Origin of the sequence: Nocardioides flavus (ex Wang et al. 2016) (assembly GCF_014653115.1) — a bacterium.
Taxonomy (GTDB): Bacteria; Actinomycetota; Actinomycetes; order Propionibacteriales; family Nocardioidaceae; genus Nocardioides; species Nocardioides flavus.
In genome coordinates this window covers 24354-37564 of record NZ_BNAD01000016.1, presented here as the reverse complement: position 1 = coordinate 37564, position 13211 = coordinate 24354, and the positions used below count along the sequence as shown (strand labels likewise).

Here is a 13211-nt window from a genome sequence, read left to right as displayed (position 1 = left end):
GGGGGGTCTCCGGGGCGTTTGCCGACGTCAGGGCACGGTCACCAGGTCCACCAGCCGTTGAAGGCGCTCGCGCCGATCCGCCACGGTCGCCTCGTCCGCCCGCCGACCGAGCGGGCGCGCGCCCACGCTGACCACGAGGGTGCGTTCCTTCGCCCCGTTCGCCTTCACGGGCAGGAGAGCGAGCACGCTCCCGCGGGCGTTGATGCACGAGTGGTGCGCGGCCTCCGGCGAGTCCACCGGGGAGCCGCAGACCTGGGCAGAGCCCTGCACGAGCACTGCCGGGTGGCTCCGGCCCTGCACGACGACGGGTCGCAGCTCGCGGACCGTGACGTCGGGCTGGGCCCTCAGCCACGCCAGGACCCGACCGCCGACCGACTCGAGGCCGCCGGACGCCATGGCACTGGCGACGACCGCGAAGGCACCGCCGCTGTAGCGGAAGTGGCCAGGCCCAGTGTGGAGATAGCCCACACCGACCCAGTCCACCTTCCAGCCCCGCGGCACGGCGATCCTGGCCGCGCCCACCGCTGCACGCCGCGGCGACAGCCGCCGGGCCTCGACCGCGCCCACGGGCGGCTCGACGTCGGTCGAGGAGCCGGCCGGCGACGCGAGCACGGACGGTGACGCGGAAGGAGTGGCCGGTGGCGAGGCGGGCCCGGGTGTCGCACGTGGTGCGGCGCCGGCGCACCCCGACAGTGCCAGGAGGGCCGCGAGGGCACCGACGACCGGAGCCAGGTGGATGGAACGGGATGAGGGTGAGTGAGTCATGGGCCCACGGTGGGCACCGGTAGTCGCAAGCCACTCACGACCCGGTCACGACGGTCGTCAGCCGCGGATGCGCTGAATCACCCGCGCGGTGTCGAGGGCGGCCGACGTCGCCTCCCAGCCCTTGTCCTCGGCCGACCCCTCGAGCCCGGCGCGGTCGAGCGCCTGCTCCTCGGTGTCGCAGGTCAGGACGCCGAAGCCGACCGGGACGGCGTGCTCGACGCTGACCTGCGTGAGACCGTCGGTCGCCGCGGAGCAGACGTAGTCGAAGTGCGGGGTGCCGCCCCGGATCACGACGCCCAGCGCGACGACCGCGTCGTACCCGGCCCGGGCGAGGGCAGCGGCGACGACGGGCAGCTCGAAGGTCCCGGGGACCCGGATGACCTCCGGCTCGCTGATGCCATAGGCGGCGAGGGCGCGCTCGGCGCCCGCGACGAGGCCGTCCATCACCTGGGTGTGCCAGGTCGCGGCGACGACGGCGACCTTCAGTCCGCTCGCGTCGTACGGCTGGGCGGTGGGGGCTCCGTGTCCGCTCATCGTGCCTCTCCTCCTGCTGGTTCGTGCTCGTCCTGGTGGTCGACGGCCAGGCCGGGCAGCTCGTGGCCCATCCGGTCGCGCTTGGTCTCGAGGTAGGCCCGGTTGTGGACCGTGGGATGGGGCGTCAGCGGCACCCGCTCGGCCACGGTGATGCCGAAGTCCTCCAGGCTGGAGACCTTGTCGGGGTTGTTGGTCATCAGCCGCACCGACGAGATGCCGAGGTCGCGCAGGACCTGGGTGGCCGTCCCGTAGTGCCGTGCGTCGGCCGGCAGCCCGAGGTCGAGGTTGGCGTCCACGGTGTCGCGACCGCCGTCCTGCAGCTGGTAGGCCTGCAGCTTGGCGACCAGGCCGATGCCGCGGCCCTCGTGGCCGCGGAGGTAGACGACCACTCCCCTGCCCTCCTCGACGATGGCCCGCAGCGCCTCGTCGAGCTGGGGTCCGCAGTCGCAGCGCTGGCTGCCGAACACGTCGCCGGTGAGGCACTCGCTGTGCACACGCGTCAGGACCGGCTCGCCGGCCGCGACCGCGGCGGCGACGTCCCCGTGCGCCAGCGCGACGTGCTCGCTGTCGTCGATGGTGATGCGGTAGCCGTACGCGGTGAACTCACCGTGGCGCGTCGGCAGCCTGGTCTCCGCGACCCGCTCCACGTGCCGCTCGTGGCGCCGCCGGTAGCGGACGAGGTCCTCGATGGAGATCATCGCGAGACCGTGCTCGTCGGCGAACTCGCGCAGCTCGGGGGCGCGCTTCATCGTGCCGTCGTCGTTGACCACCTCGACGAGGACGCCGGCCGGGGTGAGGCCGGCCAGCCGGGCCAGGTCGACGGCGGCCTCGGTGTGGCCGCGGCGCACGAGCACGCCACCCTCGCGGTAGCGCAGCGGGAAGACGTGGCCGGGACGGGTGAGCTCCCACGGCTCGGTCGCGGAGTCGGCGAGCGTTCGCGCGGTGTGGGCGCGGTCCGCCGCGCTGATGCCGGTCGAGACGCCGTCGCGGGCGTCGACGGAGATCGTGTAGGCGGTGCGCAGCCGGTCCTTGTTGTGCGGGGTCATCAGCGGGATCTCGAGCCGCTCGAGCATGTGGCCCGGCATCGGCACGCAGATCACCCCGCTGGAGTGGCGGATGGTGAAGGCCATCAGCTCGGGCGTCGCCTTGGCGGCGGCGAAGATGATGTCGCCCTCGTTCTCGCGGTCCTCGTCGTCGACGACGACGACGGCCTTGCCCGCGGCGATGTCGGCGATCGCCTGCTCGACGCTGTCCAGTCGCACGCTCATGCGGCGATCGTCTCCTTCTCCTCGACCACTTCGACGACCGTGCTGCTGTCGCGCCACCAGATGAAGAACCCGATGACGACGAAGACGGCGTAGAAGAGGTACATCCCTGCTGTCGGGTAGTAGCCGGCGTTGACGAGCGTGGTCACGCCGACGACGTCGACGAGCATCCACACCAGCCAGAACTCGACCCAGCCACGGGCCATGCCCCAGGTCGCGAGCATGGACCCGGCCAGGATCCACGCCTCGGTGCTCGGCCCCCACGATCCCACGCGCAGGAGCAGGGCGTACGACGCGGCGTACCCCACGACCCCGAGGACCACCAGCTGTCCTCGCTCGGTCCAGGTCGCCCAGCGGGGCGCGATGGCACCGCCGTCAGAGGCCCCGCCGGCCCTGCGTGCCTGCGACCAGCGCCACCAGCCGTACGCGGACACCGCCGCGAAGAACACCTGGCGGCCGGCCTGGCCCCACAGGGGCTCCTCGACCGTCCCGGAGAACTCGCCCGTGGCGAAGACCGTGAAGAGGAGCAGGTTGCCGACCAGGCCGACCGGCCATGCCCAGAGGAGGCGGCGCATCCCGAGGACCGCGCTGGCCAGGCCGAACAGGTTGCCGATCACCTCGCGGGCGCCGAGGGCGCCGCCCGGCACCGGGATCGTGCCGTTGATGAGCCACTCGAGCGGGCCCATCACTCCTCCTCGTCGTCGACGAGGGCGGCCGGGGCGGCCGGGAGGTGGGCGCCGAGCAGCTTCTCCACGTGCTTGGCGATGACGTCGGCCTCGAGGTTGACCAGGTCGCCGACCTGGCGCCGGCCGAGCGTGGTGCGGGCGAGCGTCTCGGGGATCAGGCTGACGGTGAAGCTGGCGTCGCGGGCCTCGACGACGGTGAGGCTCACGCCGTCGACGGTGATCGAGCCCTTGTCGACCAGGTAGCGCCCGAGGTGGGACGGCAAGGAGATCTCCACCACGTCCCAGTGCTCGCTGGGTGAGCGGGAGACGATCTCGCCGACGCCGTCGACGTGCCCCTGCACGATGTGTCCGCCGAGCCGCTTGTCGACGGTCACGGCACGCTCGAGGTTGACCCGGTCACCCGGCGCGACCCCGCGCAGCGACGTCTTGTCGAGGGTCTCCTGCATCAGGTCCGCGCTCCAGCGACCGTCACCGAGGTCGGAGACCGTGAGGCAGCAGCCGTTGACGGAGATGGAGTCGCCGAGCACGGTGCCCTCGAGCACGGTGTCGGCGGCGACGGTGAGCCGGATGGCGTCGCCCTGGTCGACGACCTCGGCAACCGTGCCGAGCTCCTCGACGATCCCGGTGAACATCACTTCCTCCTCAGGTGGGGACGCATGGTCAGGCGCACGTTGGTGTCCTCGCCGTCGTGGCCCTGGAGCACCGTCACGTCGGACACGTGCAGGTGCAGGGCGTCGGCGATGGTCCCGATGCCCAGGTCGGCGACGGCGGGGCGCCCGGCGCCCAGCAGCATCGGCGCGACGTAGGTGACGACCTCGTCGACGAGTCCGGCGCCGAGGAACGCAGCGGCCAGGGTGGGTCCGCCCTCCAGGAAGACGTGTTGGCGATCGCGCGCGAACAGCTCGGCGAGCGCCTGCTCGGGGTCGCGGGTGCGCAGGAGCACCGTCTCGGCGCGGTCGTTGAGCACGCGACGGTCGGCGGGCAGCTCGCGCAGTCCCATGACCGCGCGCAGCGGCTGGACCGCGACCGGCTCGTCGAGCTCGTCGCGGACGGTCAGCTCGGGGTCGTCGACCTCGACGGTGCTCGTGCCGGCGAGCATCGTGTCGCACTGCGCCCGGAGACGGTGGGTGTCCAGACGTGCCGCGCGGCTGGAGACCCAGCGACTCGTGCCGTCGGCGGCGGCGCTGCGGCCGTCGAGGGTGGTGGCGAACTTCCACGTGACGAAGGGACGGCGTCGCGTGATGGCGAAGGTCCAGGCCCGGTTGATCGCCTGCGCCTCGTCGATCATCACGCCGCCGACCACCTCGATCCCGGCCTCGCGCAGTCGACCCGCGCCACCCACTGCGACCGGGTTGGCGTCGGGCTGGGCGAAGACCACGCGGGCGACCCCGGCCGCGACCAGCGCCTCGCTGCACGGTCCGGTGCGGCCGGTGTGGTTGCAGGGCTCGAGGGTGACGACCGCGGTGGCACCGCGGGCGGCCTCGCCGGCCTCGGCGAGGGCGGCTGCCTCCGCGTGCGGCGTGCCCGCTCCACGGTGGAATCCCTCCGCGACCACGGTGCCGTCCGGCGCGAGCAGCACGCAGCCGACGCGCGGGTTGGGTCCGAGCGGGACGCCGGGGGTCGTCGCGAGCGCCAGGGCGCGCCGCATGGCGCTGCGCTCTGCCTCGCTGGTGGTCATCTCGCCTCCGGGTCCGGTGGTGCGGACTCTCAGGGGGCAGGAGACGGAGCGCGCTCGCCCCTGTGTCGGGACGCAGCACGCGAGCCGTCGGCGTGCACTTCTCATCCGGACTGTGACCGTCGGTCCAGGAGTTCCACCTGGTCAACCGGCCACTGGATGTGGTCGGGTCGCGGACTGTGACCGCCGGTGCGGAGTTCCACCGCCCCCAGAGCACGCAAGCTCTTCGTGCCGGTAACCATGCCACAGCCCCGGCCATTCCCTCACCGGGGACCACGGGTGACGTGCGCAACACATCCGACGCGGCGCCGGGCCGCGAGGCGCTCAGACCTGGTCGAGGAAGCGGTCGAAGACGCGGGCGCCGAACTCGAGGGCGTCGACGGGCACCCGCTCGTCGACACCGTGGAAGAGCGCGGTGAAGTCGAGGTCGGCGGGCAGGCGCAGCGGCGCGAAGCCGTACGACCGCATCCCGAGCCGACGGAAGTGCTTGGCGTCGGTGCCGCCGCTCATCAGGTAGGGGGCGACCACGGCGTCGGGGTCCTCGGCGAGGAGGCTGCGCGTCATCGCGGTCACGAGGTCCCCGTCGTACGGCGTCTCCCACGGGTCCTGCTTGGACTCGAACTCGATGTCGATGCCGTCGCCGGCCAGCTCGCGCAGGGTGGCGAAGAACTCGTCCTCGTAGCCGGGCAGGAACCGTCCGTCGACGGTGGCCTGGGCGTCGGTCGGGATGACGTTGGTCTTGTAGCCCGCGCGGAGCATGGTCGGGTTCGCGGTGTTGCGGATGACCGCGCCGAGCATGCGCGCGGCGTCGCCGAACTCCTCGACGAGCGCCTCGGCGTTGTCGGGCGTCGCCTCGATGCCGGCGATCTCGCCGACGGTGGCCAGCAGGACCTCCATGGTGGGCGTGAGCCGGACGGGCCACCGGTGGGCGCCGATCCTGGCGACGGCGCCGGCGAGACGGGTGACGGCGTTGTCGTCGTTGATCATCGAGCCGTGCCCGGCGCGACCGCGGGCGGTGAGCCGCATCCAGGCCATGCCCTTCTCGGCTGCCTCGATGAGGTAGACCCGGCGACCGCGCACGGTGGCCGAGAAGCCGCCGACCTCCCCGACGGCCTCGGTGCAGTCGGCGAACAGGTCGGGGTGGTCGTCGACCAGGATCCCTGCACCGTGGTGGCCGCCGGCCTCCTCGTCGGCGGTGAAGCACAGCACCAGCTCGCGGTCCGGAGCGGCTCCGGCGGCGGCGCGGGCGCGTACGACACTCAGCAGCATCGCGTCGAAGTCCTTCATGTCGACGGCGCCGCGACCCCAGACCTGGCCGTCCCTGACCTCGCCGCCGAACGGGTCGACCTGCCAGTCGGAGGCCTCGGCGGGCACGACGTCGAGGTGGCCGTGGAGCAGCAGCGGGGCGCGGCCGTCGCCTCCGCCCCAGCGCGCCACGACGTTGGCCCGGCCGGGGCGGCCCTCGATGATCCGGCTCTCGATGCCGGCCTCGTCGAGCAGCGTCGCGACGTGCTCCGCGGCCTTGCGCTCCCCCGGCCCGTCGTCCGTGCCGTAGTTGGAGGTGTCGATGCGGATCAGGTCCTGGCACAGCTGCACGACCTCGGCCGCGGCGTCGTAGGAGCGGTCCTGCGAGGGGTCTCTCGGCGCCTGTTCCATGCCGTCCATCCTGCACCAGTGGCACGCACGCGCCCCGATTCACCGTGTGGGTGACTGCTTTGCTACTGTTCCACCGCACTCGTCCGGGTGGCGGAATTGGCAGACGCGCTAGCTTGAGGTGCTAGTGCCCGTATTAGGGCGTGGGGGTTCAAGTCCCCCCTCGGACACAGATCGACATGACGGAGCCCCAGGCCAGCAGGCCTGGGGCTTCGTCGTTCCCTCCGGAGGACTACCGGTCGCGCTGCCGACGCCGCCTGAGCGTCGCCGGCAGCGTCAGCAGGACGGCGAGGCCGATCCCCACGAACATCCCGATCGAGTTGGCGGCCACGTCGCGGGGGTCGGAGACCCGGCCCGGGATCTCGCGCTGGACGCTCTCGATCATCGAGGTGAGCACGATCCCGGCGGCCAGCGCCACCAGCCACAGGCGGGTGCCGACGAGGAGCAGCAGGAACACCCCGAGCGGTACGAACAGGCCGATGTTGGCGAGGAACTCGATCCGCTCGATGCTCAACCGGCTGGTGAGCGGGTCGAGGTCGGGGTAGCGCTCGAGCCGGGCCAGGATGCGGCCGGCCAGGCTGGCGTAGTCGGGCTGGTCCTCCGCCGGGGTGAGCGTGACGAGCCCGACGAACGCGAGGTAGACGAGCGTCAGCAGGCCGAGGAAGGGATGTCGGTGCAGCACGCGCCCATCATGTCGGCCCGCCCCTGACCGTCAGGTCTGCGGTGAGACCTCGTCGGCCACGAGCCCCCAGTCCTCCGTGTCCTCGGTGCGCTCGAGGACGGGCACCACCATGACCGGGCACCTCGCGGCCCGCAGGACCGTGCGCGCGAGGGAGCCGAGGTGCTCGGGGACCCAGCCGTGGACACCACGGCGGCCGATGACGACGAGCGAGGCGTTGCGCGAGTCGTCCACCAGGACGTCGGCGGGCCACTGGTGGCGCACCTCGACCTCCACCTCCACCTGGGGCCACGCGCCGCGGACCTCCGCCACGATCGAGGTGAGGCGCTTCTTCTGCTCCTCACGCCACTCCGCAGCCACCCGGTTGGTGATGATGTCGTCGTACGCCGCGTCCAGGCGCCACGCGTGCACGACCCGCAGGTGCGCCCCCGTGGCTGCGGCCCACGCGAACCCCTGCTCGAGCACCTCACGCGGCAGGGCGTCCTCGTGCATGCCGACGACGACCTCGTCCGTCCCCGGCTCGCGCCGCCAGCCCGCGGGGACCGACACCACCGGACAGGCGCTGTGCGCAGCGGTCCCGTTGGTGGTCGACCCGACGAGCAGTCGCTCGACGGTGCCCGACGTGCGGTTCTGCACGACCACGAGACGCGCCGAGCCGCTCAGTCCCACCAGCACCCGCGCCGGCACGCCCCTGCGCGAGACCGCGTCGACCACGAGGTCACCGCCCGCCAGGTCCTCCAGTTCGTGCACGGCGTCCTCGAGCACGCGGGCCGCGACCTCGGCGGCCTCCACCTCGTCCAGCAGCGCGCCCGGCACCGTCGGCAGGGGCTCCCGGGTGACGTGCACCAGCAGGATGCGCGCCCCTTCGCGTCGCGCGACCTCGCCGGCGAAGCGCAGGGCCGCGGTCTCCCGCCCCCTGCCCGTCACGCCGACGACGATGGTCCCGGCAGTGGTGGCGTCCATGCTCTCCTCCATGGTCTCCTCCTCGTCACGGCGGGGGCCCGTACGGACCGGGGCCGCTGCCTCTCGCCACCTCCACCATCGCGCGCCGCACCCCGCCCCCGGCAGGGTCGGAGGTCCCGTCCGGGACCCGTACGAGTCCTGCTGCGAGCACAGCCCCCACCCAGCCCAGCGCGAGGTCGCCGAGCGTGTCGCCGTAGGCGGTCGTCGACTCCGCCGAGCGGGTGACGAAGGCGTAGTACTCCCACAGCTCCCACGTCAGCGACAGCGTGATCCCGGACGCCACCGCAACCGCCAGCCGGGTTCCCAAGCGGGCCGCGGACGCGCCGCTGAGGACCAGGACGGCAGCACTCAGGGTCGCCGTGTTGACCATGTGCATGGCGTCGTCGAACCACACCACCTCGTCGTACAGGTCGAGGCGGTTGCCGAAGAGGTCGGAGAAACCCGGCACGGTCGCCAGGAGGTCGGCGAGCCAGGGATAGGGACGGTCGCCCCCGCGGCCCGAGCGCACGTCGCGCCGCACCCGCAGGACGTGGAACAGCGGCACCAGCAGCGCGAGCAAGGGATAGGTCACCGCTCGCGCGAGCGGTGCCTTGCCCTCGAGGTTCCCCCACGCGGGGTCGATGGCCACCATGGTGACGGCGAGCGCGAGCAGCACCTTGGCGACGAGGTCGGCCACCACGACCCAGACCGGCGCCGGACGCGGGGTGGACATCAGTCCACCAGCACGCGTTCGCCGTACCGCGGGACCACCGCCGTCCACCCGAGCTCGTCGGCGATCGAGCGGGCCAGGCTCTCGGCAGATCCCGGCTCGCCGTGCACGACGTAGACCGTGCGCGGCGGTCGCGGCGCTCGGGCGAGCCAGTCGAGCATCTCCCTCGCGTCCGCATGCACGGAGAAGTCGGTCGCCACCACCACCTCGGCGCGCACCGGCACGTAGCGGCCGTGGATCTTGACCTGCCGGGCCCCCTCCGCGAGCTGGCGCCCCCGGGTGCCGTCGGCCTGGTAGCCGGTGAGGACCACGCAGTTGCGCCGGTCGGGCAACTGGTGCGCGAGGTGGTGCACCACCCGTCCCCCGGTCGCCATCCCGGACGCCGAGATGACGATGCTGGGGGTGCGCGGACGGTTCAGCCGCATGGACCCCTCGACGTCGTGCACGGCGTGGACACGCTCGCTGTCGAAGTGGCGCACGAGCTCGCGAGCCTCCGGGCGCAGCTCCACACCGCCCCGCTCGGCCGCTCGGCGGTAGCACTCGAGCGCCGCGAGGGCCATCGGGCTGTCGACGTACACCGGTACGTCGGGGATCTCGCCGCAGTCGACCAGGCGGCGGAGCTCGAGCAGCACCAGCTCGGTGCGGTCCACCGCGAAGGCCGGGACGAGCACGCACCCGCCACGCGCGATCGTGCGCCGGACCGCGTCGGCGAGCAACGTCGGGTCCGGGGGCGGGTGCCGGCGGTCGCCGTACGTCGACTCCACCACCAGCGTGTCGGCTTCGGGCGGGTCGGGAGGCGGTCGGAGCAGCGGGTGGTGCGGCCGGCCGAGGTCCCCGCTGAAGGCCACGCGCTGCCCACCACCCGCGATCGTCACCGTCGCCGAGCCGAGGATGTGCCCTGCCGGCCGGAGGGCGGTCGTGAAGGCGCCCGAGAGCTCGACCGGCTGCTCGAGCTCGACCGGCTCGAAGAGCGCGAGCGCGCGCTCGACGTCGCCGTCGTCGTACAGCGGGAGGGCCGGGCTGTGCTTGGAGAAGCCGGCCGCGTTCGCGTACCTCGCGTCCTCCTGCTGCAGGTGGGCACTGTCGCGGAGCACGATGGCCGCGAGCTCCGCGGTCTCCGGGGTGCAGGTCACGCGGCCGCGGAAGCCCTCCTTGACCAGGCGCGGGAGGTAGCCGGTGTGATCGAGGTGCGCGTGCGTCAGCACGACGTCGTCGATGCCGGCAGGGTCGATGGGGAACGGCTCCCAGTTGCGCCGGCGGTGCACGGCCAGGCCCTGGTAGAGGCCGGCGTCCACCAGGAGGCGCCGGCCGGAGTGCTCGAGCAGGAAGCGGTTCCCCGTGACGGTGTCGACCGCGCCGAGGAAGGTCAGCGCGGGCCGGACCCGGGACGTGTCGGCACGACCGTGCGAGCTCTCCATGCTCCGACGCTAGGAGCGGGCGGGGCTGTGGGGCAGAGACCGACGGCCCCGCCGCGAGGGACCAACGGCACTGCCCGCCTCGAGCGGGCACGGCGCAGTCTCGGAGCAGGAACCGCACCCCCAGGAGCCGGCCATGACCGCCACCCGCCTCGTCCCCGTCGAGACCCTCCACCGCATCGTCGAGGTCGCCACACGCGCCCCGAGCGTCCACAACACCCAGCCCTGGCTCTGGCGGGGCGGCTCGCACACGCTCGAGCTGTTCGCCGACCGGAGGTACCAGCTGTCGGAGACCGACCCCCTGGGCCGCAACCTGACGATCAGCTGCGGCGCGGCGCTGCACCAGGCACAGGTCGCGGCCGGCGCGCTCGGCTGGTCGACACGCGTCGCGCGCCACCCCGACCCCGCCGAGCCCGACCTCCTCGCCGTCATCGAGCTCTCGGCCGGGGTCGCGTCGCCCACCGCCCAGGAGAGCCTCGACGCGATGGACGCACGGTGCACCGACCGCCGTCGGTTCAACGCCTGGCCCGTGCCGGAGGAGCGCCTGGCGCACCTGGCGCGGATCGCCCACCAGTGGGGCGCTCGCGCCGTGGCACTCACCGACGAGTCCGAGCGCTACATCGCCGAGCGGCTCGTCCGCCGCGCCGCCGATCAGCAGCGGGCGAACCCGGCGATCCGTGCCGAGCAGGAGCACTGGTTGCACCGGCCCGCCGGCGACGGTGTGCCCGCAGGCGCACTGCCGGACCAGGTCGAGCGCGCGGGTCGGCACGCCCACCGCTTCGAGGACGCCGCCCGGGAGGTCCACCCCGGCGCCGAGGTGGAGGCGACCGACGGCCTCATCGTCTTCTTCGACACCCACGACGACCCGGCCGCGTGGCTGCGGGTCGGGGAGGGGCTCAGCGCGATGTGGCTGGGCGCCACCCTCGACGGCCTCTGCCTGGTCCCGCTCAGCCAGGTGATCGAGGTGCCCGAGACGCTGCAGGCCTTCCAGGTCGAGGTCCTCGGCAGCCTGGCCCACCCTCTTCTCCTCGTCCGGGTCGGCTGGCGCCCGACCGGTGGCGCGCCCCCGGACCGCACCCTGCGCCGACCGGTGTCGGAGGTGCTCGAGCTGGTCTGACGTCCCACTCCTCCGGACGTCGTGTCGGTGCCGTGGGAGAGGGTGTCCTCGTGACCCGCGTCCGGCTGTCCCGCCTCCCCGGGGACCAGGTGCTCATCACCGACCACGACGGCGTCGAGCAGGTCGCGCTCGAGGACCTCGCGGCCCTCGTGAGACGCCGGGAGGCGACCTCGCCTCGATGGGTGTGGGACGACACCGCCCGGTGGTACCCGCCGCTGCTCGCGGCCGGGGTGCGCGTCGAGCGGTGCCACGACCTGCGGCTGTGCCGTCGCGTGCTGCGGCGGGCGCCCGCCGTCGACCCCGGCGCACTCGACGGCGAGGACTCGCGGCTGTGGGACGCCCTGCGACCCGTCGTCGCGACCGACCCCGTGCTCTTCGGCGCCGGCGACGCCGCTGACCACCTCCGGGCCGACGTCGAGGACGCCCGCCAGCTCGCTGCGCTCTCCGCCTCGCCCGACGCGCCCCGGTTGTCGCTGCTCCTCGCTGCCGAGTCGGCGGGCGCCCTCGCAGCAGCCGAGATGACGCACGCCGGCGTCCCCTGGAACGCGGAAGTTCACGAGGCCCTCCTGGCGGAGCAGCTCGGACCGCGCCCGCCACGAGGGGCCCCGCCGCACCGGCTCGCCGCGTGCGCGGACGACGTACGCCGCCTCCTGGCCGCTCCCGGCCTCAACCCGGACTCCCAGCCGGAGCTGCTCGCAGCCCTCCGCCGCGCCGGGCTCGAGGCGACCGACACCCGGGCCTCCACGCTGCAGCGCCTCGACCACCCCGTCGCGGCCCCGCTGCTGCGCTACAAGAAGCTCGCCCACCTGTTCCACACCCACGGGTGGGCGTGGATGGACGAGTGGGTGCGCGACGGCCGGTTCCGTCCGTCCTACCAACCAGCGGGATCGGCCACGGGCCGCTGGTCCTCCAACGGCGGCGGCGCGCTGTCCTTCCCGGCGCAGGTGCGGCCGGCCGCGGTGGCCGACGACGGCTGGGTGCTGGTCGTGGCCGACGTCGCACAGCTCGAGCCGCGGGTGCTCGCCGGGATGAGCGGCGACCGTGGGCTGGCCGACGCCGCCCGGGGCACCGACCTCTACCAGGGGATGGCCGACGCCGGAGCGGTCGCGACCCGCCAGGACGCCAAGCTCGGGCTGCTCGGCGCGATGTACGGCGCGACGCGCGGCGAGAGCGGCCGGATGGTCGCCGACCTCACCCGCCGCTACCCGCACGCCTTCGGGCTCGTCGAGGCCGCGGCGCGCGCCGGGGAGCGGGGCGAGACCGTGCGTACGCTCCTCGGGCGCGGCAGCCCGCCTGCGGGCGCCTCCTGGGACGAGACGCCCGACGCTCCCCCGACCGACCTGGCGGACCAGGGCCGTCGCCGCCGTGCGCACGGCCGCTTCACCCGCAACTTCGTCGTGCAGGGGACGGGCGCGGAGTGGGCCCTGTGCTGGATCGCCGACCTGCGCAACAGGCTGTGGCGGCTGCCGGGGGACGGTCCCGTCGAAGCACGTCCTCACCTCGTCTTCTTCGTGCACGACGAGGTCGTGGTCCACGCACCGGCGCACCTCGCCGGCGCCGTGGCTGCCGAGATGACCGCCGCAGCCAGCACCGCGGGCCGCCTGCTCTTCCGCGAGATGACGCTCGACTTCCCGCTCACCGTGTCGGTGGTGCGGTCCTACGCCGACGCGGGCAAGCCGGGGACCTAGGTCCCCCGGCCCCCACGACCATCTGCTCTGTCACCCGGAGCGCGGAGGGCGCAGGGTGGGAA

13 protein-coding genes, 1 tRNA gene and 1 riboswitch are annotated in these 13211 nt (G+C 73.5%); of the genes, 3 read left to right on the top strand and 11 right to left on the bottom strand.

The features are described 5' to 3' along the window. Positions 1-27 precede the first annotated feature (27 nt). The 7 genes from IE200_RS18165 to IE200_RS18135 form a co-directional block, all read right to left on the bottom strand. Positions 28-612: a hypothetical protein gene (locus IE200_RS18165; protein ID WP_191280901.1), complete on the bottom strand. Its 585-nt coding sequence runs from the start codon at positions 610-612 to the stop codon at positions 28-30. Between the two features lie 210 nt (positions 613-822). After that, entirely contained in the window at positions 823-1299 is a 477-nt protein-coding gene (gene ribH, locus IE200_RS18160) for a 6,7-dimethyl-8-ribityllumazine synthase (protein WP_191280900.1), read from the bottom strand. Beyond that, a complete protein-coding gene (locus IE200_RS18155) occupies positions 1296-2567 on the bottom strand; it encodes a bifunctional 3,4-dihydroxy-2-butanone-4-phosphate synthase/GTP cyclohydrolase II (protein WP_191280899.1) in 1272 nt (423 codons plus the stop codon). The genes ribH and IE200_RS18155 overlap by 4 nt, the downstream gene beginning before the upstream one ends. Further along, positions 2564-3253 (bottom strand): nicotinamide mononucleotide transporter family protein, encoded by a 690-nt coding sequence (locus IE200_RS18150; protein WP_407941030.1) that lies wholly within the window; start codon positions 3251-3253, stop codon positions 2564-2566. Before IE200_RS18150 ends, IE200_RS18155 begins: the two co-directional genes overlap by 4 nt. Further along, positions 3250-3882: a riboflavin synthase gene (locus IE200_RS18145; RefSeq protein WP_191280897.1), complete on the bottom strand. Its 633-nt coding sequence runs from the start codon at positions 3880-3882 to the stop codon at positions 3250-3252. Before IE200_RS18145 ends, IE200_RS18150 begins: the two co-directional genes overlap by 4 nt. Beyond that, complete coding sequence (gene ribD, locus IE200_RS18140) at positions 3882-4928, bottom strand: bifunctional diaminohydroxyphosphoribosylaminopyrimidine deaminase/5-amino-6-(5-phosphoribosylamino)uracil reductase RibD (RefSeq protein ID WP_229856782.1); 1047 nt, start codon at positions 4926-4928, stop codon at positions 3882-3884. The genes IE200_RS18145 and ribD overlap by 1 nt, the downstream gene beginning before the upstream one ends. An 88-nt stretch (positions 4929-5016) precedes the next feature. Next, positions 5017-5146, bottom strand: a riboswitch (FMN riboswitch). A 103-nt stretch (positions 5147-5249) separates the two neighbouring features. Continuing rightward, the gene (locus IE200_RS18135) at positions 5250-6581 is read right to left on the bottom strand and encodes a M20/M25/M40 family metallo-hydrolase (protein ID WP_191280896.1); all 1332 of its coding nucleotides are present in this window, start codon (positions 6579-6581) and stop codon (positions 5250-5252) included. Between the two features lie 81 nt (positions 6582-6662). On the opposite strand from IE200_RS18135, the gene IE200_RS18130 reads away from it, so the two are divergent. After that, positions 6663-6748, top strand: a tRNA-Leu gene (locus IE200_RS18130). A gap of 62 nt (positions 6749-6810) precedes the next feature. Here the strand turns inward: IE200_RS18130 and IE200_RS18125 are convergent. From IE200_RS18125 to IE200_RS18110, 4 genes are read right to left on the bottom strand one after another with little or no spacing between them, the layout of a single operon-like run. Further along, positions 6811-7260: a VanZ family protein gene (locus IE200_RS18125; protein ID WP_191280895.1), complete on the bottom strand. Its 450-nt coding sequence runs from the start codon at positions 7258-7260 to the stop codon at positions 6811-6813. A gap of 30 nt (positions 7261-7290) precedes the next feature. Next, positions 7291-8232: a universal stress protein gene (locus IE200_RS18120; protein WP_191280894.1), complete on the bottom strand. Its 942-nt coding sequence runs from the start codon at positions 8230-8232 to the stop codon at positions 7291-7293. Between the two features lie 13 nt (positions 8233-8245). Next, positions 8246-8932 (bottom strand): hypothetical protein, encoded by a 687-nt coding sequence (locus tag IE200_RS18115; RefSeq protein ID WP_191280893.1) that lies wholly within the window; start codon positions 8930-8932, stop codon positions 8246-8248. Further along, positions 8932-10347 carry an MBL fold metallo-hydrolase RNA specificity domain-containing protein gene (locus IE200_RS18110; RefSeq protein WP_191280892.1) on the bottom strand — a complete coding sequence of 472 codons (1416 nt, stop codon included), beginning with the start codon at positions 10345-10347 and terminating at the stop codon, positions 8932-8934. The genes IE200_RS18115 and IE200_RS18110 overlap by 1 nt, the downstream gene beginning before the upstream one ends. Before the next feature lie 133 nt (positions 10348-10480). Here IE200_RS18110 and IE200_RS18105 point away from each other — a divergent pair, with 133 nt between their 5' ends. Further along, positions 10481-11461: an Acg family FMN-binding oxidoreductase gene (locus tag IE200_RS18105; RefSeq protein WP_191280891.1), complete on the top strand. Its 981-nt coding sequence runs from the start codon at positions 10481-10483 to the stop codon at positions 11459-11461. A gap of 50 nt (positions 11462-11511) precedes the next feature. Beyond that, positions 11512-13149: a bifunctional 3'-5' exonuclease/DNA polymerase gene (locus IE200_RS18100; protein ID WP_191280890.1), complete on the top strand. Its 1638-nt coding sequence runs from the start codon at positions 11512-11514 to the stop codon at positions 13147-13149. The last annotated feature ends 62 nt before the right edge of the window (positions 13150-13211 follow it).

Excerpts from the sequence above, each read along its gene's own strand:
- ribH (WP_191280900.1), bottom strand. The coding sequence starts at position 1,299 with ATGAGCGGACACGGAGCCCCCACCGCCCAGCCGTACGACGCGAGCGGA.
- IE200_RS18155 (WP_191280899.1), bottom strand. The coding sequence starts at position 2,567 with ATGAGCGTGCGACTGGACAGCGTCGAGCAGGCGATCGCCGACATCGCC.
- IE200_RS18145 (WP_191280897.1), bottom strand. The coding sequence starts at position 3,882 with ATGTTCACCGGGATCGTCGAGGAGCTCGGCACGGTTGCCGAGGTCGTC.
- ribD (WP_229856782.1), bottom strand. The coding sequence starts at position 4,928 with ATGACCACCAGCGAGGCAGAGCGCAGCGCCATGCGGCGCGCCCTGGCG.
- IE200_RS18135 (WP_191280896.1), bottom strand. The coding sequence starts at position 6,581 with ATGGAACAGGCGCCGAGAGACCCCTCGCAGGACCGCTCCTACGACGCC.
- IE200_RS18120 (WP_191280894.1), bottom strand. The coding sequence starts at position 8,232 with ATGGAGGAGAGCATGGACGCCACCACTGCCGGGACCATCGTCGTCGGC.
- IE200_RS18115 (WP_191280893.1), bottom strand. The coding sequence starts at position 8,932 with ATGTCCACCCCGCGTCCGGCGCCGGTCTGGGTCGTGGTGGCCGACCTC.
- IE200_RS18110 (WP_191280892.1), bottom strand. The coding sequence starts at position 10,347 with ATGGAGAGCTCGCACGGTCGTGCCGACACGTCCCGGGTCCGGCCCGCG.
- IE200_RS18105 (WP_191280891.1), top strand. The coding sequence starts at position 10,481 with ATGACCGCCACCCGCCTCGTCCCCGTCGAGACCCTCCACCGCATCGTC.